The organism is Bacillus sp. FSL H8-0545, from assembly GCF_038006105.1.
Classification (GTDB): domain Bacteria; phylum Bacillota; class Bacilli; order Bacillales; family Bacillaceae_G; genus Bacillus_A; species Bacillus_A cereus_U.
In genome coordinates, this window is record NZ_JBBOUO010000001.1 from 4,135,425 (window position 1) to 4,162,141 (window position 26,717).

The following is a 26,717-nucleotide window of genomic DNA, read 5'->3' on the forward strand; positions in this document are numbered from 1 at the left end:
TGTCTTTTCTAACATCTATTTACTTGTCATAACGCTTTCATCCGATGTAAAGTTATATTTGTAATTAAATATCTCGGGGGTGCCAATCGATGAATGCTAGATTAGAAAATTTAATGCAATGGCTAAAAGAAAAAAACGTAGAAGCTGCGTTCTTAACTTCTACACCGAACGTTTTCTACATGACGAACTTCCACTGTGAACCGCATGAAAGACTACTTGGTATGTTTGTATTCCAAGAAAAAGAACCTATTTTAATTTGTCCTAAAATGGAAGAAGGTCAAGCGCGTAACGCTGGCTGGGCACATGAAATCATCGGATTTACTGATACTGACAGACCATGGGATATGATTGCAAAAGCAATTAAAGATCGTGGTATTGATGCAAATGCAGTTGCAATTGAAAAAGAGCATTTAAACGTAGAGCGCTACGAAGAATTAACAAAATTATTCCCAAATGCAGCTTTCAAATCAGCTGAAGAGAAAGTTCGCGAGCTTCGCTTAATTAAAGATGAAAAAGAACTTTCTATTTTACGTGAAGCAGCTAAAATGGCAGACTATGCTGTTGAAGTTGGTATAAATGCAATTAAAGAAAATCGTAGTGAGCTAGAAGTATTAGCAATTATTGAGCATGAATTAAAAACAAAAGGCATCCATAAAATGTCATTTGATACGATGGTATTAGCAGGTGCAAACTCTGCTCTTCCACACGGTATTCCAGGTGCAAACAAAATGAAACGCGGCGATTTCGTACTATTTGATTTAGGTGTAATCATTGAAGGTTATTGCTCTGACATTACACGTACAGTAGCATTTGGTGATATTTCTGAAGAACAAACTCGCATTTACAACACTGTACTTGCTGGACAACTACAAGCAGTTGAAGCATGTAAACCAGGCGTTACATTTGGTGCAATTGACAACGCTGCTCGCTCTGTTATCGCAGATGCAGGTTACGGAGACTTCTTCCCACACCGCCTTGGTCACGGACTTGGAATTAGCGTACACGAATATCCAGATGTAAAAGAAGGCAATGAGTCTCTATTAAGAGAAGGTATGGTCTTCACAATCGAGCCAGGTATTTACGTACCAAACGTAGGCGGTGTTCGTATTGAAGATGATATTTACATCACAAAAGACGGATCAGAAATTTTAACGAAGTTCCCGAAAGAATTACAATTTGTGAAATAATAAAAAAGGTAGCTTGATCGCTACCTTTTTCTATTTCTCTACTAGTTCAAATTTCTCTACAATCATTTTTGCTGGGTAGCTTTCAAGTATTTGAGAAGACCATACATTTATTTTATCCCCTGTTTTTAATTGATCATATGCGTTTTTATCCTTAAAGCTCAAGACTGTATCTGATGGATGCTCTTTATTCATTTGTTGTTCCATATAATTTTGCAACTCTACTTTTGTTTCAAACGTTTTATCACCGACAAAAAACACCGTGTCATTTCTTAATATGACATACCCTTTATATTGCCCCGTCCGATTTTTGCTCTCTCCAGAAAAAGTAACATACGAATTCGAACAACTTCCTAAAAAGAAAATACTAATAAAAAAGAATAATGCTCTCTTCATAATGACTCTCCATTCAAAAGCACTTATTTCTTGTCTATTCCTTCCTCTCATTATACTATTAATATACAGAATTTTCTAAATTAGGAGGATTTATATGTTACAACAACAGTTAGAAGAAATTCGTACTAATAATTACATAATGGCTAACACAATTCATATTGATTCCTTAAGTTCCAGTATGCTTCAACATATCGGTGTTACCGATAGCTATTTAAGAGACAAACTCATTTACTCTACTTTTTATCATCTAATCAAGAAGGACTATATTTCACACACCCACTTACAGAAACTATTATCAGAAAGCATCAGTGAAAACTATTTATTCTATAAAATTCATACAGATGACGATGACGATGACGCTGTATTTACCCGTGCATTTACAACATTATTAATCGCCCTCATTATAGATGCGGATACAAATCATAATTTCTTATCACAGACTGATATTTCAAATGTAAAAGATAAATTAATTCTATATATGAACAAAGAGCATGACTTACGAGGCTATGTCCAAGAACGTGGCTGGGCACATAGTGTCGCTCATGCTTCAGATACATTTGAAGCGCTTGTTAATAATCCTAAACTGGAAACTTTACATCATGAAGAAATACTACAAACTTTATTAAACAAAGTTTGTGTCCATTCCATCTATTACAAATATGAAGAAGATGAGCGTATCGTTTATCCGATTGTCGCAATGCTACAAAATGGTCTAGAGGAAGAGGTACTCATATTAGCCCTTCATAATTTAGTAGCTCAATTACAAGTTCAAAAACCAACACTACATATTAAATCGTACGAATTTCTATACGGAAATATAAAATCTTTCTTGCGCAGCTTATTTTTCAAATTACGTACAATGTCTATATGTAAAAAAACTGAACGTGAAATTGAAAAATCACTACAAGAACTTCATAAATATTATTACTAAAAAAGAAGGCCACTCAAAAAGTGCCTTCTTCTATTTCACTAATATTTATTTGAAATTTCACGATCCAAACTGAGAAAAGGTGGACAAGAAACGCAATCACCATACATGCTCCGCTCAAAAAGGTTAATACAGGATGCGAATACACATGCCCTAAACCATAAGATGCTCCTACGAAAAATATTGTTATGTAAATATAAATTGCTCCATGTATTTGCCTCATATAAGCCTCCTTTTCCCATATTATAACACGAGTTTTCTGATTATTCATATTAATTAATTGTAATCAATATTTCTCAACTGTTACGCCTCTTACAGCCGCCTTAATATATGGTGCTCCTTGTAAACCTTGTAAATCCTCTGTTTTCCCTGTTACGACTACACCATATATTGGTAAATCTTTTGGGTTGGTGTTTTTTACTTCTTTATAATATTGTTCAAAATAATCACTTGGTATACCTTCACTATTTTTTGCTAAATACTTCATTTGGTACAGAAACTCTTTTGAATTTATTGTTAAATCGTTTTTCACATCTTCTTTTGCCTTTGCATAACTTCCTGCAAACCCAAAAACATTACCAGCCATTTCAGCATTTAGTATTGCACCACTTTTAGGATCTTTTAACCCTACATAAGAATCGCTTTTCTTTTCATTGTATGTATCTACCCAAAACCAAACTGTTTGTATATCTTTTGGAAGCATCTCAACAATTTGTTCAGTTGAATATGGTTTATCAAAAGATAGGGCCACTTCTGCAACCTTATTTTGCAACTCCCCGATATTTTTCAGATCATCTACATAATTTTTATAAGTAACAAAAGGTAGATAAAATCTCATCTCCCTTTGCATTGTTTGTACATTATAATCTGGTATCGCAATAGCCTCTTCATCCCTTTTCTCCTCATCTAAACTAACAAGTTCACCATTATAGTGCTTCATACTATAATCCCAGATACCTGATTCGTATATATCATTTATCCATTTTACTGGTTGACCGGCTATATTTTTATAAGAATTATATATTACCGTACTTCCTGTCACACCGAGACTTAAATACATGCTCCCACTGAAACGAATATTAGGGCCTTGAACCTTATGTAGTGCATTCATTTCTCTTTCCATTTTTCTAAACGTTTGTTGAGAAAAATACGTTGCTCCCAAAAACAGACCTACTATAACAATCATGGACGCACAAATAGAAATAAGCCAGTTTCGCCAAAACTGCTTCCTCTTCGCTCTCTTCATCAAAGTCTTCATCTGCTTATCATCCATATTCAAATCAAAGTCCTTCCGACTCATCATTTCTCCTCCTATACAATTTTTTAAATTGATTTCTTGCACGGTACAAACTTGTTTTTACTGTTTCTTCTTTCATACTTAATAAAATGGCAATTTCTTTATAAGATAGTTCATACTCATATTTCAGCAATAACATATGACAATAATCCTCTGTCATCGTCTCCAATATTTCCTGTACCTCTCCTTGTAGCTCACTTGTTAAAAGCACTTCATCTAATGACTTTTGACCAATAAGAACAACAGATTCAATCGCAATTGGATTTAGTCTTTTTTCTTTCCGGTGTAAATCTCGGTGCTGATTGATCGCAACTCTAAATAACCATGGTGTTAAATGCTCTAACGGTATTTCCTCCATAAGTAGTAAAGCTTTATACAACGTATCTTGCACAATATCTTCCGCTTCTTTTCTATCTGCCCCAATCTTAATTAAGTATCCAAACACAGCTTTTGATTTCTCTATTAATAACGATTCAAACGTATCATGGCTCATTCTGCTCTCCTTTCTATATACTCAACGTTTGAGAGCGTAAAATGTATACAGCTTTTCTAAAAAAATTTCATAATAATAAGCACATCCATTTTGATGTGCTCCTCTCAAAAATACTATTTTATTATTTCATCGCTTCCTTCACAACATCTTGAATCATAACGACTTCTGTTTTCATATCAACAGACGGCGCTTCCTCATCAATACATTCATACCAAAACTCCAAATGCCTTTTATCAATTTCATGATGAGAATTTTCGACAAGAGTCCCGCCTTCTCCTTGCACAGAATACCAATATAAGTACTCTTCTCCATCTCTTATTTCCCGGAAAATTGTCTCTACATACATCTTTTCGTCGTTTAATGTCAAAAGCACTTCTTTCATATTGTCATTAAGAAGCTGCATCCATTCATCTACACGATGACTTTTACCTTGTTTCACTTTAAATCTCGTTAACTCCACATTCATTTTTATTCCCCCGTTCTCTTACGTACAAACAAACTATATTCTATTGGATTATGAAAACTTAATTTACTAGCTAATTTTTGCGAAGGAATATTGTCTACATTACAATCCCAGCACGGTGTAATATCGTTTTGCATGCAATGTTCAATGAAATGTGTTGCGACAGCTTGGGCTAACCCTTTCCCTTGATGCACTTCATGCGTTGCAATATCAATTTCAGCAAAACTATTCCCTCTAAATATTGAGACGCATTCAGCTATAATTATCCCATCTTGTTCTATACAAAATCCAAAGCCATTATTCAAAAACACTTCTTTTGATCCCCAATATTCTTTGTAATAATCCTCTGTAAATTCATTACTTCGTTCTATATCACTTTTATCAATACGTTTAATTTCATATGTATTTTTGTTTAATTCTATTTTTCTATCTTCAAAAACTTCTCTTTGAAATTGAAATGTCGTTCGTGGGATGTTCCGAAATGCATTACTAAAGTATTCTTCAATCATCATTTCCCACTCTTCACTCGAAGTGAACAGTGTAAATCGTTTCTCTGTTTTTTCAATGGCTGTTTTTATATACGAAAATAAATCTTCGTTATAACTTTGGTCTTGAGTGTCACCAAACAAATAATAAATACCATTAGTGGTGACGATTAGTCCTGCTGTTAACTTCTCATTTATAAAAATCTCACCATTTATGTTTTGATCACAAACTGAATAAGCAAAAGTTGTTGTTCGTTGATTCTCTTCTAAAAGTGAACTTACTTTATCGTATTCTTCAATCTGTAACCTTCTCATACGACCTCCACAATTACTGTATCCGCCTCTACATTTTCAAAACAAAGATTTACCGTTCTCTTCAACGCTCTCGTTCTATGAATTGTACATGCTGGAATTAAAATAGAATCATTCGGCTTTAAAACTGCTGTCTCTCTATCTTGAAAATCGATAAGTAATTCTCCCTCTAACACAATGAATAATTCATCCGAATTAGAATGATAGTGCCAATCATATTCACCAGTAAATATGGCGATTCGTAAGCAATGATTATTTATATTTGAAACGACGAAGTTTTTATGTTGGTCTTGAATGTCCTTTGTTAATTCTATTAAGTTCACAGTTTCCATATTTCGTCCCATCCTTTCATTAGTCGTTCTTCTGAAAAAACTAATTTAGTCTCCACCACCCCCGCAATCTCCTCCACCGTCACTTGAGCTGCTACAATCGTTGCTACTGTAGTCACCAAATCCACTTGATGAACTTGAATAATAAGACGAATATCTTTTCTTTTTTTGTATTTTCTCTCCACCATTCTTATTAGTTGATAGTAACTTTCCAAACACTAAAATATATACGGAAATGGCTAAAATTAAAAAGAGAATAAGTACAAACACATATAAAGATAAAGTTGAAATTTTTAACTTTATTAAGTTAATAAAAATAATACCCATTACAATAAAATACATAGTACTCGCTGCATCTATTAAACCACTTTCAAATTTAGACCTATGCCTCTTTTTCGTAACTACTAGCTTAGGTTTACTCCTTATTATTCCCCTTTGTTTTTTGTGCTTTTTCCGCTTACTTTTTCTTCCCATCCAATCCCCCTCTTTAAAGTTTATATAATTCTAAATTATCATAATTACCATTCGTTAACAGTAATCTACAACAAATTTTTACGATTTATTCCCCCATAAAAAAAAGACCTTCCTCATAAAGGAAGGTCCCGAATGTATCTCTATTATGATAAAGCAGGAGCTTTTTCAAGAAGCTCTTTCGCATCAGCGTATTGTAAGCCGTGCGCTTCTGCAACTGCTTCGAATGTTACATAGCCATCTAATGTGTTAATACCTTTTAATAATGCAGCGTTGCCTAGGCAAGCTTCTTTGTAGCCTTTGTTAGCAATTTGTACTGCATATGGTACTGTTACGTTTGTTAATGCAAGAGTTGATGTACGTGGAACCGCACCTGGCATATTTGCAACTGCATAGTGAACAACACCATATTTCTCATAAGTTGGGTTGTCATGAGTTGTAATACGGTCAGTTGTTTCGAAAATACCACCTTGGTCAATCGCAATATCTACAACGACAGAACCTGTTTCCATTGATTGAATCATTTCTTCTGTTACAAGTTTTGGCGCTTTTGCACCTGGGATTAATACTGCACCGATTACAAGATCAGATTCTCTTACAGCTTCTGCAATGTTGTACGGGTTAGACATTAACGTTTTTACTTGGTTTCCAAAAATATCATCTAATTGACGAAGACGTTCTGCACTTAAGTCGATGATTGTTACATCTGCACCTAAACCTACTGCAATTTTCGCTGCGTTTGTACCAGCTTGACCACCGCCGATAATTGTTACTTTACCGCGTTTAACCCCTGGAACACCTGCAAGTAAAATACCTTTTCCGCCTTTGTTTTTCTCAAGGAACTGTGCACCGATTTGCGCAGACATACGACCTGCAACTTCACTCATTGGTGCAAGTAATGGTAAAGAACGATTGTCTAACTGTACTGTTTCGTATGCAATTGATACCACTTTGTTATCAATTAATGCTTTTGTTAATTCTGGCTCTGGAGCTAAGTGTAAATATGTGAATAAAATTAAACCTTCACGGAAATAACCGTATTCACTTGCAACTGGCTCTTTTACCTTCATAACCATATCTTGCTTCCATGCTTCTTCAGCAGTTTCAACAAGTTTCGCACCAGCTTGTACGTATTCTTCATCTGTAAAGCCTGATCCTACACCTGATCCTTTTTGAACAAAAACTTCATGACCATTTTGTACTAAATGTACAGCTCCCGCTGGCGTCATTGCCACGCGGTTTTCATTGTTTTTAATTTCTGTTGGAATACCGATACGCATTATTAGTTCCCCCTTGAGTTATGAAATGACCCCTGAATCATTTTTTTAAAGCGCTTTCTACGCTCTTATATTCTAACATAATATCTCAATATTTGACAAAAAATAATACAAGTTTTCCGATAGATTTAATCTTACATTAAAGGACAGTATTATCCGTACCTCTCAGTATAAAGGATAAACTGTCCAATTATTCGAAACTTCACTTTATTTAATTCTATCGATGTCTATGAATAACATCAACAGCGCCGGTTACTTCAATAATCGTACCAGTAATCATATCGGAATCTTCTTCACATAAAAACGAAATGGTTCTTGCAATATCTTCGCCTGTTCCAGATCTACCAATCGGTGTGTTACTACCTTTCAGATTTCGCGCTTCTTCAATCGTTGCTTCTTTCATTTCACCAATTATATCACCAGGGCAAACCATATTCGCAGTAATACCATATTCCGCCTCTTCGTAAGCTACTGTTTTCGTTAATGAAACAAGTCCTACTTTCGCAGCCGCAAAGGCTGAACGATAAATCCATCCAGGTGCGCTATCTGCCCCTTGAAATCCATAGTTAATAATACGGCCAAATTGCTGGTTTCTCATAATCGGTACGACAAGTTTTAATAAATGAAACACCGCTGTTAAATTACCCTGGATCATTTCATTCCATTCGTCTTCTTCGTAATCGACTAATTTTTTCCTTTCAAATACGTAAGGACCAGCATTATTAATTAAAAAGTCAATTTTGCCAAAACGGCTCATCGCTTCTTCTACTATTTTATGTAAATCTTCCTTTTTCGTGACATCAGCTTGCACGAACTGTAGACGGTCTTCCATATTTTTATATGTTTCTTTCATCGTTTCCATAGCACATATATCGCTATGATACGTTACTGTTACTGAATATCCTTTAGCCAATAGCTTTTCTGTTACTTTCTTTCCTAAACCTTTCGTACCGGCTGTAATGAGCGCATGTCTCACAAAACTGCCTCCTTTTAAATTGCCATACTTCATATGTAACAAGTTCTCGCTCCAATTACAACTAAAATGAATTGAAACAAAGTTTTCAAAATTCTGTAACGTTTTAACAGGCACATTACCATAATTTGTTTTATAATTAAGTTGTAAACAGTTATAAAAATGATTGGGAGGAATTTACTATGAATAATACATATACAAATATTTTAATCGCGGTGGACGGTTCTAAAGAAGCAGAAAAAGCCTTTAAAAAGGCAATTCAAGTCGCAAAACGAAACAATGCAACATTAACAATTGCTCATATCGTTGATGTAAAAGCATACTCAGCAGTAGAGGCGTATAGCCGAGCAATTGCTGAACGTGCAAATCTATTTGCAGAAGACTTATTAGAAGACTACAAAAAAACTGCGCTTGAAGCTGGCCTTGAAAACATTGAAACTGTATTAGAATTCGGTAATCCTAAATCTAAAATTTCAAAAGAAATTGCTCCAAACAATAAAGTAGACTTAATTATGTGTGGTGCAACTGGTTTAAATGCTGTTGAGCGTTTCCTAATTGGTAGCGTCTCTGAACATATTATTCGCTATGCGAAATGCGATGTCCTTGTTGTTCGTGGTGATGAGGAGCAAGGTGATCTTTAATTTATAATAAAAAAACACCAAGTCCACATGGGCTTGGTGTTTTTCATTTCACATATTTCACTACAAATACGAAACAAGCTACAACAACAATGACAACTGCAAACACATAAGGCGGAAGGAACTTCAAAGACCATAGCGCCATCATTAACGTCGCTATCGCTAAGTATGCTTGCTTTGCATCTTCTGTCATTTTTTTGCGAAGCAAGAAAACATACAAATAACCAATTGGCGGCGTAATAAAACAAATAACATATATGATTTTAGATTTTAAATACCACTTTTGTTCCCCAAGTTTCTTTATTTCCTCTTCTATTCTCTTATGCTCTTGTTCTCTCGCTTCTTCTTCAATAGGATCTTCCTCTTCTCCTCGCTTTTCTTTCATATAAGGAAGAAAGTGCATGAAAAAATAACATGCAAATACAATTGCCCAAAATTCAATATCCAATCTTTCTAGTGGAATATGCTCACTAAAAAATGCAGCAGCAATCACTAAAGAAAAACAATACGTTGTCATCCAAAATGAACGTTTTCTCTTTTTCCGTTCTATTTCTTTTTTATCTTTTACTTCTTGTACTTTCTTTTTTCTAGAAAGCCATACAGAAATACAGCAATCTACTACAAATAAAGTAAAGATAAATATTGCTATATGTATTGTTTTTACATTCTCAAATGTAAATATTTTTGGGAATGCAACGTGTAATACAATTAGCGTATACAAAATTAACCCTACAAAATAAATACGTCTCATTTTCCATTCCTTTCTTATTTTCTAACATTACACTAACATACATTTTTTAGTAATAGACGGACAAAATATATGTGTTTAGAAAAGGAGGGTGCTACATGGATGATTATGAACGTATTATTTTAGATGTGAATGGGAAAGAAATCGAAATGTTAGATACGATCCGCACACATTTTAAAGAGAAACATGGTGTGGAAGTAAGTAATGGTGCATTACTTAGAGATTTGATGGATATTGAGTATATTCGAATTACGGAAGGTCGACATAAGTATGATTAATCGATGAAACTTTAAGCCTAGAACATATTGTTCTAGGCTTAATTAAATCCATACGAAAAATGTTATAATTAGGAAAAAGAATGGAGGATACCAAAATATGCAATCTGAAAATATCTCAAAACATTTTCATACATTACATGTGCAAAGAAACCAGTTCCTTCCTAAGCTTCATTCACTTTCACACGAACAACTATGGTACAGGAAAGAGGACGGAAAATGGTCTATTGGTGAACACTTTTATCACTTATATTTAATTGCAAGAATGCTAAAAGTAGCGATTAAATTCTCTTTCACTCTTATCCCTTATGCCAAACTAAGAAAAAACGCCCCATTTGCAACTGACATACATGATATTTATGCCGAATATAAAGAAAAACACGGCAAAGGAATGAAAGCTCCTTGGATTTTAATCCCTTCAAAAAAAGTCTATTACTCTATGAATGTAAACGAATTAGAAGAATTACTTTCAAGTGAAACAGATGAAATAAAAAAACTAGTTCAAAATATAGAAGAAAATATTGCAGGACATATCGTATTTTTAGATCCAATTGCTCACTACCCTAACCTTATTCAATCTATCCAACTATTAGCGATTCATGAGAAGCATCATTTTATGATTATGAAAAACAATTATGAAATGATAGATACATACCTAAAAATCTAAATACAAAAAGGTAAGGTACTTTCTAAAAAAGCACCTTACCTTCTATATCATACATCATTTAACTTCCAACAAACTCTATGGCTAACCCCTTCGCCTTCTCCAAAGCTTTTTCAATTTGTTCAAACCCTGTCCCGCCAGCACTGTTACGACGCTTTACAGCTGCATAAGGTGAAAGAACTTCATATAAATCTTCTTCAAATAACGGACTCATTTCTTTATACGTTTCAAGTGATACATCTAATAAATAAATTCCTTTTTGTGTGCAATGTAGAACTAACTTCCCAACAATTTCATGAGCTTGACGGAACGGTAGTCCCTTGCTTGCTAAATAGTCAGCAATTTCTGTTGCGTTAGAGAAGTCTTGCGTCACAGCTTGCCCCATTTTTTCTTTGTTTACAGTCATCGTTTCAAGCATGCCTGCCATAATATGAAGGCATCCTTCTACTGTTTTCACTGTATCAAACATGCCTTCTTTATCTTCTTGTAAGTCTTTATTGTAAGCGAGCGGCAATCCTTTCATTACTGTAAGTAAGCTAAATAAATTGCCATATACTCTGCCTGTTTTTCCGCGAATAAGTTCCGCCATATCCGGATTTTTCTTTTGCGGCATAATGCTGCTACCTGTCGCGTATTGGTCGCTCATTTCAATAAATTGAAACTCTTGACTACTCCATAAAATAAGTTCTTCGCAAAAGCGTGATAAGTGCATCATAAGCATAGATGAGTTACTTAAAAACTCCAGTATGAAATCACGATCGCTTACCGCATCTAAACTATTTTCATAGATTCCATTAAATCCAAGAAGCTCCGCACTATATTCTCGGTCAATCGGGAATGTTGTACCAGCTAGCGCTCCTGCTCCTAATGGTGAAATGTTAATACGCTTTAACGAATCTTCATAACGATTCACATCACGCTCTAACATCCAAAAGTAGGCCAGGATATGATGAGCAAACGATATAGGCTGTGCGCGCTGCAAGTGCGTATAACCAGGCATAATGGTTTCAATGTTATTTTCCGCTTGATGAACAAGAACAGTTTGCAATTGTTTTGTAGCTTTTATAATATCTTCTACTTTTTCTTTTAAATACAAGTGCATATCTGTCGCTACTTGATCATTACGGCTTCGGCCTGTATGAAGTTTCCCTCCTACTTCACCGATTCTTTCAATTAACATTTTTTCAATGTTTAAGTGAATATCCTCAGCTTCTACCGAGAAATGAAGTTTATTCTTTTTCGCTTCTTCTAATAAATATTGAAGCCCTATCTTGATTTTCTCTGCTTCCTCTTTCGTAACGATGCCTTGCTTTGCTAACATCGTAACGTGTGCAATACTCCCTTTTATATCTTGGCTAACCAATTGCTTATCAAAGGAAATAGAAGCTCCGAATTCTTCTACCCATGCTTCCGCTTCTTCTGTAAAACGTCCGCCCCAAAGTTTGCTCACGCTTCCACCTTCTTTTGATTCACTTGGCTGTATACTTTTGTAGGTAAACCGAATAATGAAATGAAACCAACTGCTGCATCATGATTAAATTCATCCTGGGCAGTATACGTTGCAAGTTTTTCATCATATAAAGAGTACTCAGATTTACGTCCTTCTACAATCGCATGACCTTTAAATAATTTCACACGCACTGTACCTGTTACATTTTTTTGCGTTTCTTGTAAGAAAGCATTGAGTGCTTGTTTTAAAGGTGAGAACCATAAACCGTTATAAATTAATTCTGTTAGTTTTTGCTCAATCATCGGTTTGAAATGAGCGACCTCTTTCACAAGTGTTAAATCTTCAAGTTCTTTATGCGCTGTTATTAATGTCATTGCCGCTGGGCATTCGTACACTTCACGAGATTTAATACCGACAAGGCGATTTTCTACATGATCGATACGTCCAACGCCATGTTTTCCAGCAAGTGCATTTAACGTTTTAATTAATTCTGAAAGTGAATATGCAGTGCCGTTTAAAGTCGTCGGTACTCCTGCTTCAAAACCGATTTCTACAAACTCTGGTTTATTCGGTGTATCTTCTAATGCTAATGTCATCTCGTATGCTTCTTCTGGCGGTGCTGCCCATGGATCTTCTAAAATTCCACATTCGTTGCTGCGTCCCCATAAGTTTTGATCGATTGAAAACGGGCTATCTAAATTAATTGGAATCGGTATATCATTTTCTTTTGCATACGCAATTTCTTCTTCACGTGACCATTTCCATTCACGTACAGGCGCAATAACTTCTAAATATGGATTCAACGCTTGAATAGAAACTTCAAAACGAACTTGGTCATTCCCTTTCCCTGTACATCCATGTGCAACTGCCGTTGCGCCTTCTTGTTCTGCAATTTCCACTAATTTTTTCGCAATAAGCGGACGAGATAATGCAGAGACAAGAGGATATTTCCCTTCGTATAACGTGTGAGCTTGCATCGCTATCAATGCATATTCATTCGCGAATTCTTCTTGAACATCAATCATATATGATTTAATTGCACCTACTGAAAGTGCTTTTTCTTTTACAAACGCTAAGTCTTTACCTTCCCCTAGATCTAAGCAAAGCGCGATAATATCATAATTCTTCTCTTGTAACCATTTAATTGCAACGGAAGTATCAAGACCTCCGGAATATGCTAATACAACTTTTTTCTTCTCCATTTTGCATCCCCCTAAAGAATAAATATTCATCTTTTCTTATAATAATTCAAACTTTATCACCTTTCATAAAATGAATCAAGGGGAATTTATAATTTTTTTCAAACAATTCCGTCGAACTTCTTTCTTTTTTTATGTAAAATAGAGGCAGGAAAATGGAGGGGTGTCTATGAAAAAGTATTTTATATACAATGAGCATCTAGGAATTGAAGTGCCGAACATACAAGAAAAATGGGAAGACATCTCTGAACAAGCGCAGCATTCTATTTTATTAAAATGGGAGCAGGTTCGCGGAAAAATACCTGATCGTATAAAGGAACTTGAGCACCATATTAACGCTAAACAACACCACTTAAATAACGAAGAAGACTTCGAAATTTCTTGCAAGCTAAATTCAGAAATTGCCGATCTTGCTTCAATTATTAACGATCTTTGGCTTTGGTATCGTCTAACCCAAAACGTATCTGAGGGAAAAGCACACCAATGAAAAAAGCATGCCCCTCATTTACTTTGGGTCATGCTTTTTTATCGTAACAAGCTTTGCAATATATTTCTTGCGCCGTTTTTGCTAAACATACATCAAACGGGCCTACTAATATACTTCTTTCTTTCGGCAACTTCACAAAAGCAACAAGTTCTTCTTCATATTGAATCTTTTTCTCGCAAATTGCACATACTAATTCCTTTCTCTTGAACATATCTTTGAACATGATTCATCATCCCCTTTTATCTATTTATATTAATATAATCTCACAACAAGTAATCCTTGTAAAAAATGACACATCACAAATCATCTCGTTCATATACTAATGAAACGTATTTATGAATGAAAGGAGGCCTTTAATGTATGCGAGCTTTCATTATTATCGCTTTAACTTTTTTAAGTGTTATTAGTTGGGATGCATTTTTTAAAGATAAAAGTGACGAAAAAAATACAACTGAATAAACAGCTATCTTTTCTTACTTATTGGACAAACTTCTAAAAACTGCCCAATCCTACAAAATAACTTAGGCTTTTCTACAAAAATATTTAAACATAACAATTTTTGTAGATTCCCTCCGGTTATTGTCGGTTTCCATCCGCATACATTTTTTGAAAGTATGATATAATAATATAAATCTTGAAGGAAGGGATTTTGATATCATGATCGCTCGAAGGAGCATGTGGCATCGTATTGACGAATCATACACGTAGCGTATTTTTCAGCTCAGATACTTTAGTCTAGCGAAAAAAATACGAGAGTGGGGAAATTATGATTGCCCGAAGGATAATTTGGCAAAAAAAAGACTCTTCTTACACATAGCGTTTTGTTTAGGACTTAATTGTTACTAGCTAAACAAAACAAAGAAGAGCAGGATTGCTAAATGAAGAATTCTACTCCACGTTTTGTTTAGTCGCTTTAAGACTTAAACTAAAACGAAGGTAGGGAGAATTGATGGACGAGAGGATTATTCGTTATTTCTTCAGCGACATATAGCGTAGTTAGTTTTACGTAAACTAACTGAAAGCTACATGTGAGCTCGTAGTTAGTTTACAACACCAAAAGGACTACTAACTACGGAAAGAAGGAATAACGATGAGGAACATCCAAAGTCGACAAATTATTAAAGAAGTTTTTATGGTTTTAATCGGTTCATTTATTTTAGCAGCAGCGCTATATCACATTCACTTCCAAAACCACTTAACAGAAGGTGGCTTTGTAGGTATTGCACTATTTATCCAAAATTTTTATGATATTTCACCATCTATTTCAACTGTAGTAATGGATATCCCTATTATTTTACTATGTGCTTCATTTTTAGGTAGAAAAATGGTTGGCTATTCATTCTTAGGTTCACTTTCATTCGGAGTATTTTATTCCCTTATGGAAAATTATTCTCCTTTTACGGTAGATTTATCAAATAATTTATTTGTAGCTGCAGTAGTTGGCGGTGCGTTAGCTGGTATTGGACTCGGTTTTATATTGCGATTTGGCGGTGCAACCGGTGGAGACGATATTTTAACAATTATATTAAGTAAACGAACTCGGTTTACAATTGGGCAAATTTTCTTCGTCTTTGACGCGATTGTTCTTGCGCTTTCATTATATTATTTAAATTGGACAGAAATTGCTTTTACTATTCTTTCGATTGCCGTACAGGCAAAAACATTGGATTTAATTTACTATCCAAAAACAGAAAAGAAAGCAGCAAAGCAACCCGTTTCTATTCCAATGTCCAAAAAACATGCGACAAACTAAAAAGCGAAAGGCTTCGGCCTCTCGCTTTTTTTCATGCTCTCTTTTCTTTTTCTAATATGTAGCGTACTTGATAAAACTTATTTGCAAATTCAGTAACATTCCTCGTTAAGCGATAGTTCACTGTAGATCCAATTGCCATTCCAAGTACAGGAATGCCTTGGAATAATTTGCGACGAAGAGCATAAATCGAAAATGTCTTCAAAATTTGTTTTAACACAACCTCAGTAGAAGCTGGCTTTAACACCTCTTCGTCTCCTTCATAAAAGAATGAATCTTCTTGCTCAAGTTCTCTCAGTAAATTGTACCATGCATATTGCTGAAGTCTCGCCGGCAATAATGCTGCATGGAATACCTTTAACGCAAGCATCATTTCATACGGCTTGTTCACATCATGCCCAAATGATGTCGCAATAAGTTGTACAGCCTTCACATTTAATGCAATCATAACCGGAAAATCAGCCGTTAATAATAATAGACCGCCAGCACCTGTTGCTCCGCCTTGTACGAATGAATATAGACGATGACGTGCTGTTTGCTGCTCTGCTATGTATGTTAATTGATCAATAGATAACGCCTTCAAATCTTCAAGTTGCTCAATGGATTCATCAAATAATCTCGACGTTCCTAAAATACGATTACGTGCATCTAACTGTGATTGTGAACTTTGAATAAGTGCATGCAAATGAAAGAGCCATCCATCTGCTTTCGTAAAAAAGTCTTTTCGTTTTTTCTCAGGTAGTTTTGCAACTGTAGTATGCAACCACTTATCAAACATCTTTTGAAAATCGGTCGCTTCTTGCTCTACTAATTGCCCTTCCCACTCTTTTATATTTTCTAAAATGGCTTGTTCTCGCTTCGATCGCATCGCAACAACCACCTCGTTCGATTTTTTTCTATTGTATCATATTTGCAAATATGCTTGTACATGGCATGTTCTTTATTTACAGCCTAAGTCCAAACATCTATCCGAATATATGTTATCAATTTCTACTTAGCTACACTATAATCATCCTTATACAAAACAAATAAGGAGCGATTATACATATGTATCCACGTGCAAAAGCTTTTGGCATTGCTATACATCAAGAGCGACTTCTCGTACAAGAATATCGTACAGGCGACGAAACATATTATCGTCCTCTTGGCGGTTCAATTGAACTTGGTGAGAAATCAGCAGATACCATTATTCGAGAATTTAAAGAAGAGCTTCATGCAGAAATAGAAGTTACCGATTATTTAGGATGCTTAGAAAATATTTTTTATTCGGGTGAGGAAATTGGTCATGAAATCATTCAACTATATTCTTTACGCTTATTAGACACATCACTATATGAAATAGAGATACTGAATATAAAAGATGAACAAACAGCCTCATATGCAAAATGGATTCCCCTCACTGCATTCATTCAAAAGGAAAAAATACTATATCCAGATCGAATTTTAAAATATATACAAAAAAAAGACGAAATCCTTTAGGATTTCGTCTTTTTCATGCATATATTAACCAATATCTCCAAGACGTAATACGTCACGAGCAATCATAACTTCTTCGTCAGTTGGAATTACGATAATTTTTACTGGAGAGTGTGGGAAGCTGATGAATGCTTCTTCACCGAATACGTTATTGCGTTTTACGTCGAAGTATACACCCATGTACTCAAGGCCTTCTAATACGCGCTCACGAATAACTGCACTGTTTTCACCTACACCAGCTGTAAAGATGATAGCGTCAACGCCTTTCATACGAGCTGTGTAAGAACCGATGTATTTATGGATACGGCTTACGAACACGTCAAGTGCTACTTTCGCACGGTGGTCGCCTTCTTCTTCTTTCGCAATGATGTCACGTAGGTCACTAGAGTAACCAGTAAGACCTAACATACCACTCTTCTTGTTTAATACGCTAACTACTTCTTCTACAGTTTGGCCTGTTTTTTCCATGATGTATGGAATTAACGCAGGGTCAATGTTACCAGAACGTGTACCCATTGTTACACCAGCAAGTGGAGTGAAGCCCATAGAAGTATCGATAGACTTACCGCCTTCTACTGCTGCGATACTTGCACCGTTACCTAAGTGACAAGAAAGTAGGCTTAAGCCTTCAATTGGACGACCTAATAATTCAGCCGCACGCTCAGTTACGTATTTATGAGAAGTTCCGTGGAAACCGTATTTACGGATGCCAAATTTCTCATAGTACTCATATGGTAAGCTGTATAGGAATGCAGATTCCGGCATTGTTTGGTGGAATGCTGTATCGAATACTGCTACTGCTGGTACGTTTGGTAGTACTTCTTGGAATGATTTAATACCAACAAGGTTTGCTGGGTTGTGAAGTGGTGCTAAATCGCTTAAGTCTTCGATATCAGCTAATACTTCATCATTAATTAAAACAGAATCAGCAAATTTTTCGCCGCCGTGTACAACACGGTGACCGATACCGCCAATTTCATCAAGAGATTTTACGATTCCGTTTTCAGTTAATTTCTTAAGAAGCATGTTAACTGCTACTGCATGATCTGGGATGTTTGTAATTTCTTTTTGTTTTTCGCCATTTACAGTAATTGTGAAGACACTATCTTCTAAACCGATACGTTCTACTAAACCTTTTGTTAATACTGTTTCACTTGGCATTTCAAATAATTGGAACTTTAAGGAAGAGCTTCCTGCGTTAATCGCGATGATTTTTGACATCTAGTCTTTCGCCCCTTTTTCTCTTGGTAGTTGTGTGGATCATTCCACAAACCGCTCGATTTTATCTAATTAAATTCACTCATTATGAAAACGTTTCATCATTAGTAAATTTTATACTCACGATTTTAATTTAAACATCGTCCGACATATATTTCAAGTGAAAAAATTGTAACACCAAGAAAAAAAATATATTACAGATTTCAAAAAGATTCAGTTAAATCTTGTATATATTAAAAAATATTCCATATTATATACAACTGTACTACATTAATCACTAACCCTGTTACATATATCTGGCATTACTTATGTGTTGCAAACCACGTATTTAGTTGATCCATCATGTTCTCCATAGCCTTCATGTTGGAGAATTTAGGTAATTCTACTAATAGTGCCTGTTTCGGCATTATTACATCCTGACCTTTCTTTTGGAGAACAAATATACTTTTTGCATTTTTCTCGTTTTTAAACATGGAAACAGGTAGCTGTAACAATCCTTGAATAAAGCATGTTTCTTTAATGAATGCATGTAGCTTTGGCGCTTGATCACTTTCAAAAATGAAGTTTGGTACTAAGAAGAATAAATACCCGCCTTCTTTCGTATGTTTCACACTTTGTTCAATAAATAAGTGATGCGCATATGACATTCCTTCATCTGCTTTTAATGTATATTCACTTGCACCGATTTCATTTGGATAGTAACCAATTGGCAAATCTGAAACAACTGCATCAACTGGATCAATATAAAGTGGCGCTAGTCCATCTTGATGGAAGAATTCGATTGCATGCTTTTGTAAATTCGCATTTACTAAAGCAAGTTTAATTAGCACTTCATCCACTTCTACACCAAATCCACTCATTGCTAGTTCTTCTTTGGCGCTATTAAACACTGTAGTCATTAAGTTACCCGTTCCAATTGCAGGGTCTAAAACTGTAATTTCTTTTTGACCTTGCATAAATTTATGGAATAAGTAGCTCACGAACATTCCAACTGCATCTGGCGTCATTTCATGATTCGCTTGCACGCCTTCTTTCATTCCTTTTAAAATGGCTAGCTGAAATGCTTTACGAATTTCTTCCCCTTTATATGTTTCTTCATTAAACGTACTATATTCACGATTCAACCTTTCAATTGTTGATTCGGATAATTCCTCTTGTAAAATCGCTCCCTCAAACAAGTTATCACCTGTTTCTACAAGCGCCTCTAAATATGTTACATCTAATTCTTTACGTAAAACTACCGTAGAAGAATCAAAAATAGAAAATAATGTTTCTACTGCCTGACTCACGTACATTCCTCCTTCTCTCATTTACACATAACTTATATCATACCACAAAGTGATTTTTTCCAAAAAGAAAAAGCGACCTCCTGTAAAGAGCTCCCTTTTAAGTTATATATGATATAACGTTTTTTCTCATATATTGGTACCATTGAGCAGCAATATATGAGAAAAAACGACCTCTTTATAAGAGGTCATTTCCTTCACATTATTACTTTGCAGATTTAGCTGCTTCTAATGCTGCTTCATAGTTTGGATGGCTTGTACCTTCGCTTACGTATTCTACGTAAACTACTTTGTCATTGCTATCTACTACGAATACTGCACGAGCAAGTAAACGAAGTTCTTTCATTACTAAGCCATAAGCTTCACCGAATGAAAGGTCACGGTGATCAGAAAGTGTCGCAACATTTTCTAAACCGTTAGCTGCACACCAGCGTTTTTGAGCGAATGGTAAATCAGCACTAATTGTTAATACTTTCGTATTTTCAATACCTGCTGCATCTTCGTTAAAACGACGAGTTTGTGCATCACATACACCTGTGTCGATTGAAGGTACAACACTAATTAATTTTACTTCACCTTTGTATGTTTCTAAACTTACTGGAGATAAGTCATTTGCTAATACTTGGAAGTTAGGCGCTTGATCGCCAACTTTAACTTCTGTTCCAACTAAAGTCATTGGGTTACCTTTAAAAGTTACATTTGCCACTTGAAAATCCTCCCTTATTTAAACAAAATATGTACAATGTAAATGATAGTTTGTCCCTATCGATAATGCAAATAAAATCGCTTTATTTACAAAAAAATAAAGAAGCTAATCCATTGATTAGCTTCTTTACTCGTTAAATTTGAAATTCCGGATCATCTTCTTTTCGTTTATCCATCATTTCTTTCACTTTATCAACAGCTTGTGGCGCTAATTCAATTATTTTGTCAATGACATGTGTTTGTTTATCTAAATGTAAAACTTTCACACCATCTCCATTTATAACGAGAAAGGCAACAGGATTAATGGAAACCCCACCACCGCTACCTCCTCCAAATGGATGACGGCCTGAATGCTCTACTTTGCCAAATTCACTTCCACCAGCAGCAAATCCAAAACTTACTTTCGAAACGGTAAGAATTACACTTCCATCTGCCGCTTTAATTGGATCACCAACAATTGTATTTACATCAGTCATTTGTTTTAAATGCTGCATTGCGGTTGTCATTAAACCTTGAATTGGATGGTCCATTCTATATCCCCCCTATGCTTGAACAGATTTATCTGTCATACCAGACTTTTGTTTTCTCATAAACATGAGTAGTTTTACCGCTGTTTTCACAGTACGAAATATATGAAAGGAAGCTGTTAATTCACATCTTGATGCAAATCCCTTTCCTTGAAAAACAGGTGTAATTTCAAATTCTGGTACGTCGACAATATGCATATATTGTCCTACAACTCCAGCAGCCATTCCTTTTGTCCCCCATGCATATCCAGTGACAATTCCAGTACTAGCTGCGTCGCCTGCTCCAATTTGTGAATGCCATTTCCAACCATTGATTTTCACTCGTTTGAGAAAATCTTTAACAATAGTATGAACTTCTTGAAGCTTTTTTATCAGTTCTCCAATGCTATCAAGTTGGGCCATAATTTTATTATCTATTCCGCCATCTTTCTCAGCTTTTTCGATTTTCTGCCCTGTCTTTTTCTGCTGTTTTTCAATTCTTTCCAATACATCAAACGTATATCGAATCATCCATATTTTCACTTGAAATAAACATTGCTTTTCCATTTCTGAATATAAAAACGTCACCTTAAGCGATATTTTCGATAATAGTATTAGCAAAATAAAAAGTAGAAGAATTATCATTCCAATTACGAGCCATTTCATTCGTACCATCCTTTCACTCCATACCCATTATCGACAAGTTTATTCATCATTAAACAACCTTTGATAAAATTGAATATAAAAATTTTTCTAAAAATAAAAAGGGATTTTGACATTTCATATCGAAATATACTATTTGAGCATATTATTCAGAATGAAATCTGATGATATGCAGCACTAAAACTAGAAAATTTAACTGCAGTGGAGGGATACATAATGGCAAATCGTCGCAATTTATTTTTCTTTTATGGTGATGACAAAGTAACACTCGTTGAAAAAATGAAACCAGTATATCGTATTTTAGAGGAGAATGGATTTACCATATTAGATCATCCAAAAAATGCAAACGCTATCGTCAGCGTTGGAGATGATGGAACTTTCTTACAAGCCGTTCGTAAAACTGGCTTTAGAGAAGATTGCTTATACGCAGGTATTTCTACGAAAGATGAAATTTCTTTCTACTGCGATTTCCACATCGATCACGTTGATACAGCCCTTCAAGAAATTACAAAAAACGAAATTGAAGTGCGAAAATATCCAACAATTAAAGTAGATGTAGATCACGGTACATCTTTCCATTGTTTAAATGAATTTTCATTACGCTCTAGCATCATTAAAACATTTGTCGTAGATGTACACGTCGACAATTTACATTTTGAAACATTTAGAGGTGATGGATTAGTTATCTCCACACCAACAGGAAGTACCGCTTACAATAAATCATTACATGGTGCCGTTGTCGATCCACTTATCCCATGTTTCCAAGTAAGCGAACTAGCATCTTTAAATAACAACACATACCGTACACTCGGATCACCGTTTCTTTTAAATCACGAGCGTACGTTAACTTTAACACTTAGACCAGATGGCAATGATTACCCTGTTATCGGAATGGATAACGAAGCACTTAGCATTAAACAAGTGGAGAAAGCCGTTGTTCGTTTAAGCGATAAACAAATTAAAACTGTTAAATTAAAAAACAATTCCTTCTGGGAAAAAGTACAGAGAACGTTTTTATAGTAATAAAATAACCGTCGAATTATGGGATTTCCATAATTCGACGGTTATTTATTTCCCCCGATTGGTGTGGGCAGCCATCTCTTACTATGCAGTCGCCATTATTGTCAGCTTTTGTCGGTAAATCGATATATTTTAAAAATCGCTGATATATTTTGAATTGCGGTCGATATATTTCAATAATCGCTGATATATTTCGAGTTGCGGTCGATATATTCCGAAAATCGCTGATATATTTTCACACGTCTTTTCTATAAACAATCTCCCCATCAATGACGGTCATTTCTGCCTGTACTTCTTTTATTTCTTCCGCCTCAATTTCAAAAACATTACGGTCTAATATCGTAAAGTCTGCTTCATATCCTTTTGTAATTTGCCCTCGATTTGCTTCTTTTCCAATTGCATACGCACTTCCTGTTGTAAATAAAGAAACAGCCTCATATACCGTTAATCTTTCTTCTGGCATATAGCATACGCCGTCAATAAAGCTTCTACGTGTAACAGCACTATATATACCTAAAAACGGATTCACTTGTTCAATTGGAGCATCAGATCCACCGTTGCAGTGCAATCCTGCGCCAAGTAATGTCTTCCAAGCGTACGCGTAACGAAGACGATGCTTTCCTAGTTTTTCAATCACTGACGGAAAATCCGATGAAACAAAGACGGGCTGAATATCAATAATTGCTTGCAAACTCTTCATTCTTTCAATTAATTCTTCACGGGCAAGCTGGCAATGAATAATGCGGTCACGTAATCCTTCTGCTGGTGGATATAATTCAAGCGCATCAATGACATATTCTAGTGATAAATCACCGATTGTATGAATCGCAACTGGCATATGTAAATCACGTGCTTTCTTCACTAACCCTGCAAGCTCTTCACGTGAGAAAATCGCAACTCCATTCGTTTCCTGCGCATCTTCATACGGCTCACTTAATAAAGCTGTTCTTCCGCCAAAAGAACCGTCAGAAAAAATCTTCATCGCCCCAAATTCAATATAGTGCTCATTTTCATATTCTTTTCGCTCATTCGCTACTTCATGATGAACGAGCAAATGTGCTTTAAATGGCATTTCTTTTATAACGTGTGAAAACGCATTGTACGTTTTTTGAAAGCCACCATAATAATTTAAGTCTTCCGTGTGCCCGCCAACTAATCCGTATTGCCAGCAGTCTGAAATCGCTGTTTGCAGAGCCCTTTGCAAATACACTCCATCTATTTCAGGCTGAACATGTTTAATTAACTCTTGTCCTTGCTCATATAAAAGTCCTGTTAATTTATTTGATGAGTCACGACCAATTTTTCCGCCCTTTGGATCTTGCGTCGCTTCCGTTATGTTCGCTTCTTGCAATATGTATGAATTCACCCATGTCACGTGACGACAAACGCGCTTTAATAAAATCGGATGTTCTTTAGAAATCTCATCTAAATCACGTATATGAACATGTTTTGTATCTGTAAAATTATTTTCATTCCATCCTTCTCCGATAATCCAAGAGCCTTTTGGTGCTTCTTCTACTCGATTCTGAACAAGGGTAAGCACTTCGCTATAAGATTTGCAATTTGATAGATCTAGACGAAGTAACCTCTCCCCATGCCCAATAAGGTGCATATGGCTATCAACAAGCCCTGGAATCATCGTTTTCCCTTGTAAGTCACACGACTTCACTTCCGAATATCGATTTTCTAATTCATCTTTATTCCCCACATCAACAATGATGCCATTTTCAACGTAAACGGCGTCCACTTTTTCATTCTCTTCTCGCATCGTATAAATGCTTCCACCATGCCAAATTTCTCCCATATACTCATCCCCTTTTTACTTTAGTCTACGAGATTAAAGTGTATAAAAAAAGCACCATTTCGATTAAAAATGGTGCTTTTCTAAAAATTATTTTTGTTCAGTAGGGTTCGTTGTAACTTGCCATTCAATATTAAATTTATCTTTCAATTGTCCGTATGCTGGGCTCCAAAAAGTTTCTTGAAGTGGCATGATAACTTCTCCACCTTCTTGTAACTTATCAAATACTTCTTTCGCTTTTTCTGCGTTATTAATTCGAATTGCGATTGTTACTTGAGATCCGATCGCATGCCCTTGACCTGGGAATGTATCAGAAATCATAAGTTCCGTATTACCAACTTTTAAATGAGCATGTAAAACGCGCTCTTTTGCTTCAGCTGGAATCGGGTATTCTGGATTTTCAGGCATGTCACCAAAAGTTTGCATCACTTCTACTTTTGCATCTAACGCCTCTTTATAAAATTGTACAGCTTCTTGCCCACTACCATCTAAAACTAAGTAAGGATTAATACCTAAAATCATACGGACACCTCTTTTTCAAATTTATAAAATCGAACTTATGTTCGCTATTATAATATCATACGTTTTACATTTCATTCAACTATTTACTTCTTCATTTTCAAAATTATTTTGAAGGAAGCTCCATCTCTTGTTTTCTAAGTTCAATACGGCGAATTTTTCCGGAAATCGTTTTTGGTAGTTCATCTACAAATTCAATTTTTCGAGGGTATTTATATGGTGCAGTCAGTTCTTTGACGTGTTGTTGGAGCACTGGAATTAATGTTTCTTCGTTCTTTTCTATATTCTCTCTTAATACGATAAATGCCTTCACAACACTTCCGCGAATTTCATCTGGACTTGCGACAACCGCACATTCTCTTACATATGGGTGTTTTACAAGTGCATCTTCTACTTCAAACGGCCCGATTGTATAGCCAGAGCTAATAATGATATCATCTCCGCGTCCTTCAAACCAAAAATAGCCGTCTTCATCTTTTTTCGCTTTATCACCGGTAATATAATAACCACCGCGGAATTGCATCGCTGTACGCTCATCGTCTTTATAATATTGTTTAAAGAGTGCTGGTGTTTCAATGTGAACTGCAATATCACCAACTTCTCCTACCTGTACCGGAATACCTTCTTCATTTACGATATCAACATGGTTTCCTGGCGTTGGTTTTCCCATTGATCCTGGTCTAATATCCATCCCTTTCATTATCCCAACAAGTAATGTGTTTTCCGTTTGCCCATAACCGTCTCTTACCGTAATATCGAAATGCCTTTGGAACGTTTCAATCACTTCTCTGTTTAACGGCTCACCAGCTGATACAGCGCTATGTAACGCTTCTAAATTGTACTCATTTAAGTTTTCTACCTTTGCCATTAATCTATACTCAGTCGGTGTACAACAAAGCACATTCACCTTATTATCGCCTAATAAATTTAAATATGTTTTCGGTTCAAATTTACCGTGGTATACAAATCCTGTTGCACCTGAACCGAGAGTCGCTACAAACGGGCTCCAAATCCACTTTTGCCAACCTGGACTAGCCGTTGCCCATACAACATCATCTTCTTCGATTCCGAGCCAGTTCGGAGCGCTTGTACGTAAATGAGCGTATGCCCAGGCATGCGTATGAACAACTCCTTTTGGATTTCCTGTCGTCCCTGACGTATAAGATAAAAAGACCATATCTTCTTTATCTGTCTTCGCCATTTCTAACATGTCACTTTCTGTTTCTAATGCTGTTTTTAAATTCGTCCAACCATCTACTGAACGCTCGCTCAAGACGAATTTTTGAAGAGATTCCACCGCTTCTACGCCGTCAAATTGTCCAATATACGGTTCGTAACTTACGATAGCCTTTACTTCTCCGTGCCCAATACGATACTCAATATCTTTTTTACGTAACATTTCTGAGCTTGGAATAACGACAAATCCTGCTTTAATCGCAGCAATATACGTCATGTAAGCTTCAATTAAGCGCGGCATCATAATAAGGAGCTTGTCCCCTTTTTGTAAGCCACTTTTTATAAAAGCGTTTCCAATTTTATTCGCACCTTGCATTAATTCAAAATATGTAATCTCTCGTCTATTCCCTTTATCATCTTGCCAAATTAAAGCAAGCTTCTCTTTATCACTCGTATATTTCTCTATTTCCGAAACTAAGTTATAAGACGGCGGCGCCAACAATTCCTCTCTCTTCATAAACATCCTCC

The 26,717-nt window shown here is 35.6% G+C and carries 32 protein-coding genes; 9 read left to right on the top strand and 23 right to left on the bottom strand.

Going from position 1 to position 26,717, the window contains the following annotated elements; all coding sequences use genetic code 11:
* Positions 1–89 precede the first annotated feature (89 nt).
* Positions 90–1,187, top strand: coding sequence for a Xaa-Pro dipeptidase (gene pepQ / locus MHI07_RS21640; RefSeq protein WP_002160249.1), 1,098 nt, complete (start codon positions 90–92; stop codon positions 1,185–1,187).
* A gap of 30 nt (positions 1,188–1,217) precedes the next feature.
* Here pepQ and MHI07_RS21645 read toward each other — a convergent pair whose 3' ends face one another.
* Positions 1,218–1,580 carry a DUF3221 domain-containing protein gene (locus MHI07_RS21645; RefSeq protein ID WP_016106333.1) on the bottom strand — a complete coding sequence of 121 codons (363 nt, stop codon included), beginning with the start codon at positions 1,578–1,580 and terminating at the stop codon, positions 1,218–1,220.
* Positions 1,581–1,674: 94 nt separating this feature from the next.
* Here MHI07_RS21645 and MHI07_RS21650 point away from each other — a divergent pair, with 94 nt between their 5' ends.
* On the top strand, positions 1,675–2,511 hold the full coding sequence (locus MHI07_RS21650; protein ID WP_340826200.1) for a DUF2785 domain-containing protein: 837 nt from the start codon (positions 1,675–1,677) through the stop codon (positions 2,509–2,511).
* Positions 2,512–2,524: 13 nt separating this feature from the next.
* Here the strand turns inward: MHI07_RS21650 and MHI07_RS21655 are convergent, their stop codons facing one another.
* The 9 genes from MHI07_RS21655 to MHI07_RS21695 form a co-directional block, all read right to left on the bottom strand.
* On the bottom strand, positions 2,525–2,731 hold the full coding sequence (locus MHI07_RS21655; protein ID WP_016106335.1) for a hypothetical protein: 207 nt from the start codon (positions 2,729–2,731) through the stop codon (positions 2,525–2,527).
* 63 nt (positions 2,732–2,794) lie between these two features.
* Entirely contained in the window at positions 2,795–3,808 is a 1,014-nt protein-coding gene (locus MHI07_RS21660) for an anti sigma factor C-terminal domain-containing protein (protein ID WP_340826201.1), read from the bottom strand.
* Positions 3,789–4,298, bottom strand: a complete 510-nt coding sequence (locus MHI07_RS21665; protein ID WP_340826203.1) for an RNA polymerase sigma factor — start codon at positions 4,296–4,298, stop codon at positions 3,789–3,791. The genes MHI07_RS21660 and MHI07_RS21665 overlap by 20 nt, the downstream gene beginning before the upstream one ends.
* 121 nt (positions 4,299–4,419) lie before the next feature.
* Positions 4,420–4,764 carry a DUF6176 family protein gene (locus tag MHI07_RS21670; RefSeq protein WP_016106338.1) on the bottom strand — a complete coding sequence of 115 codons (345 nt, stop codon included), beginning with the start codon at positions 4,762–4,764 and terminating at the stop codon, positions 4,420–4,422.
* A 2-nt stretch (positions 4,765–4,766) separates the two neighbouring features.
* Positions 4,767–5,561, bottom strand: coding sequence for a GNAT family N-acetyltransferase (locus tag MHI07_RS21675; RefSeq protein WP_340826205.1), 795 nt, complete (start codon positions 5,559–5,561; stop codon positions 4,767–4,769).
* On the bottom strand, positions 5,558–5,890 hold the full coding sequence (locus MHI07_RS21680; RefSeq protein WP_340826207.1) for a cupin domain-containing protein: 333 nt from the start codon (positions 5,888–5,890) through the stop codon (positions 5,558–5,560). Before MHI07_RS21680 ends, MHI07_RS21675 begins: the two co-directional genes overlap by 4 nt.
* A 45-nt stretch (positions 5,891–5,935) precedes the next feature.
* Entirely contained in the window at positions 5,936–6,361 is a 426-nt protein-coding gene (locus MHI07_RS21685; RefSeq protein WP_340826209.1) for a hypothetical protein, read from the bottom strand.
* Between the two features lie 143 nt (positions 6,362–6,504).
* The gene (ald, locus tag MHI07_RS21690; protein WP_340826212.1) at positions 6,505–7,638 is read right to left on the bottom strand and encodes an alanine dehydrogenase; all 1,134 of its coding nucleotides are present in this window, start codon (positions 7,636–7,638) and stop codon (positions 6,505–6,507) included.
* 214 nt (positions 7,639–7,852) lie between these two features.
* Positions 7,853–8,644 (bottom strand): SDR family oxidoreductase, encoded by a 792-nt coding sequence (locus MHI07_RS21695; RefSeq protein WP_340826214.1) that lies wholly within the window; start codon positions 8,642–8,644, stop codon positions 7,853–7,855.
* Between the two features lie 146 nt (positions 8,645–8,790).
* Here MHI07_RS21695 and MHI07_RS21700 point away from each other — a divergent pair, with 146 nt between their 5' ends.
* Complete coding sequence (locus tag MHI07_RS21700; RefSeq protein ID WP_002112239.1) at positions 8,791–9,249, top strand: universal stress protein; 459 nt, start codon at positions 8,791–8,793, stop codon at positions 9,247–9,249.
* Between the two features lie 43 nt (positions 9,250–9,292).
* Here MHI07_RS21700 and MHI07_RS21705 read toward each other — a convergent pair whose 3' ends face one another.
* Positions 9,293–9,997, bottom strand: coding sequence for a hypothetical protein (locus MHI07_RS21705; RefSeq protein WP_078179673.1), 705 nt, complete (start codon positions 9,995–9,997; stop codon positions 9,293–9,295).
* A 95-nt stretch (positions 9,998–10,092) separates the two neighbouring features.
* On the opposite strand from MHI07_RS21705, the gene MHI07_RS21710 reads away from it, so the two are divergent.
* Positions 10,093–10,272, top strand: coding sequence for a hypothetical protein (locus tag MHI07_RS21710; protein ID WP_002112241.1), 180 nt, complete (start codon positions 10,093–10,095; stop codon positions 10,270–10,272).
* Between the two features lie 97 nt (positions 10,273–10,369).
* Complete coding sequence (locus tag MHI07_RS21715) at positions 10,370–10,936, top strand: DinB family protein (protein WP_002167577.1); 567 nt, start codon at positions 10,370–10,372, stop codon at positions 10,934–10,936.
* A 58-nt stretch (positions 10,937–10,994) separates the two neighbouring features.
* Here MHI07_RS21715 and argH read toward each other — a convergent pair whose 3' ends face one another.
* A complete protein-coding gene (argH, locus tag MHI07_RS21720) occupies positions 10,995–12,383 on the bottom strand; it encodes an argininosuccinate lyase (RefSeq protein ID WP_340826218.1) in 1,389 nt (462 codons plus the stop codon).
* Positions 12,380–13,585, bottom strand: coding sequence for an argininosuccinate synthase (locus MHI07_RS21725; RefSeq protein ID WP_131232605.1), 1,206 nt, complete (start codon positions 13,583–13,585; stop codon positions 12,380–12,382). Before MHI07_RS21725 ends, argH begins: the two co-directional genes overlap by 4 nt.
* A 166-nt stretch (positions 13,586–13,751) precedes the next feature.
* Between MHI07_RS21725 and MHI07_RS21730 the strand changes: the two genes are divergently transcribed.
* Complete coding sequence (locus MHI07_RS21730) at positions 13,752–14,069, top strand: hypothetical protein (RefSeq protein WP_063218482.1); 318 nt, start codon at positions 13,752–13,754, stop codon at positions 14,067–14,069.
* A 28-nt stretch (positions 14,070–14,097) separates the two neighbouring features.
* Here MHI07_RS21730 and MHI07_RS21735 read toward each other — a convergent pair whose 3' ends face one another.
* Positions 14,098–14,292 carry a hypothetical protein gene (locus MHI07_RS21735; RefSeq protein ID WP_002112246.1) on the bottom strand — a complete coding sequence of 65 codons (195 nt, stop codon included), beginning with the start codon at positions 14,290–14,292 and terminating at the stop codon, positions 14,098–14,100.
* Positions 14,293–15,159: 867 nt separating this feature from the next.
* Here MHI07_RS21735 and MHI07_RS21740 point away from each other — a divergent pair.
* The gene (locus MHI07_RS21740; protein WP_002112250.1) at positions 15,160–15,822 is read left to right on the top strand and encodes a YitT family protein; all 663 of its coding nucleotides are present in this window, start codon (positions 15,160–15,162) and stop codon (positions 15,820–15,822) included.
* Positions 15,823–15,853: 31 nt separating this feature from the next.
* Here MHI07_RS21740 and MHI07_RS21745 read toward each other — a convergent pair whose 3' ends face one another.
* Positions 15,854–16,687 carry an EcsC family protein gene (locus MHI07_RS21745; protein WP_002112252.1) on the bottom strand — a complete coding sequence of 278 codons (834 nt, stop codon included), beginning with the start codon at positions 16,685–16,687 and terminating at the stop codon, positions 15,854–15,856.
* Between the two features lie 179 nt (positions 16,688–16,866).
* Between MHI07_RS21745 and MHI07_RS21750 the strand changes: the two genes are divergently transcribed.
* Positions 16,867–17,298 carry an NUDIX hydrolase gene (locus tag MHI07_RS21750; protein ID WP_016106346.1) on the top strand — a complete coding sequence of 144 codons (432 nt, stop codon included), beginning with the start codon at positions 16,867–16,869 and terminating at the stop codon, positions 17,296–17,298.
* A 24-nt stretch (positions 17,299–17,322) separates the two neighbouring features.
* Here the strand turns inward: MHI07_RS21750 and ackA are convergent, their stop codons facing one another.
* The 5 genes from ackA to MHI07_RS21775 all read right to left on the bottom strand — a co-directional run bounded on the left by ackA (position 17,323) and on the right by MHI07_RS21775 (position 21,685).
* Positions 17,323–18,516, bottom strand: a complete 1,194-nt coding sequence (gene ackA / locus MHI07_RS21755) for an acetate kinase (protein WP_002160234.1) — start codon at positions 18,514–18,516, stop codon at positions 17,323–17,325.
* 299 nt (positions 18,517–18,815) lie between these two features.
* Positions 18,816–19,802, bottom strand: coding sequence for a class I SAM-dependent methyltransferase (locus MHI07_RS21760; protein WP_340826228.1), 987 nt, complete (start codon positions 19,800–19,802; stop codon positions 18,816–18,818).
* A 202-nt stretch (positions 19,803–20,004) separates the two neighbouring features.
* Entirely contained in the window at positions 20,005–20,505 is a 501-nt protein-coding gene (gene tpx, locus MHI07_RS21765; RefSeq protein ID WP_002112256.1) for a thiol peroxidase, read from the bottom strand.
* A gap of 133 nt (positions 20,506–20,638) precedes the next feature.
* Positions 20,639–21,034: a GerW family sporulation protein gene (gene ytfJ / locus MHI07_RS21770; RefSeq protein ID WP_000350003.1), complete on the bottom strand. Its 396-nt coding sequence runs from the start codon at positions 21,032–21,034 to the stop codon at positions 20,639–20,641.
* A gap of 12 nt (positions 21,035–21,046) precedes the next feature.
* Positions 21,047–21,685, bottom strand: a complete 639-nt coding sequence (locus MHI07_RS21775; protein ID WP_071748320.1) for a DUF2953 domain-containing protein — start codon at positions 21,683–21,685, stop codon at positions 21,047–21,049.
* A gap of 204 nt (positions 21,686–21,889) precedes the next feature.
* On the opposite strand from MHI07_RS21775, the gene MHI07_RS21780 reads away from it, so the two are divergent.
* Positions 21,890–22,693 (top strand): NAD kinase, encoded by an 804-nt coding sequence (locus tag MHI07_RS21780; protein WP_002112266.1) that lies wholly within the window; start codon positions 21,890–21,892, stop codon positions 22,691–22,693.
* Positions 22,694–22,928: 235 nt separating this feature from the next.
* Here the strand turns inward: MHI07_RS21780 and MHI07_RS21785 are convergent, their stop codons facing one another.
* The 3 genes from MHI07_RS21785 to mbcS all read right to left on the bottom strand — a co-directional run bounded on the left by MHI07_RS21785 (position 22,929) and on the right by mbcS (position 26,706).
* The gene (locus MHI07_RS21785) at positions 22,929–24,497 is read right to left on the bottom strand and encodes an amidohydrolase (RefSeq protein ID WP_340826236.1); all 1,569 of its coding nucleotides are present in this window, start codon (positions 24,495–24,497) and stop codon (positions 22,929–22,931) included.
* A gap of 87 nt (positions 24,498–24,584) precedes the next feature.
* Positions 24,585–25,016 carry a VOC family protein gene (locus MHI07_RS21790; protein WP_002160231.1) on the bottom strand — a complete coding sequence of 144 codons (432 nt, stop codon included), beginning with the start codon at positions 25,014–25,016 and terminating at the stop codon, positions 24,585–24,587.
* Positions 25,017–25,119: 103 nt separating this feature from the next.
* Positions 25,120–26,706 carry an acyl-CoA synthetase MbcS gene (gene mbcS, locus MHI07_RS21795; protein ID WP_340826240.1) on the bottom strand — a complete coding sequence of 529 codons (1,587 nt, stop codon included), beginning with the start codon at positions 26,704–26,706 and terminating at the stop codon, positions 25,120–25,122.
* Positions 26,707–26,717: the final 11 nt, after the last annotated feature.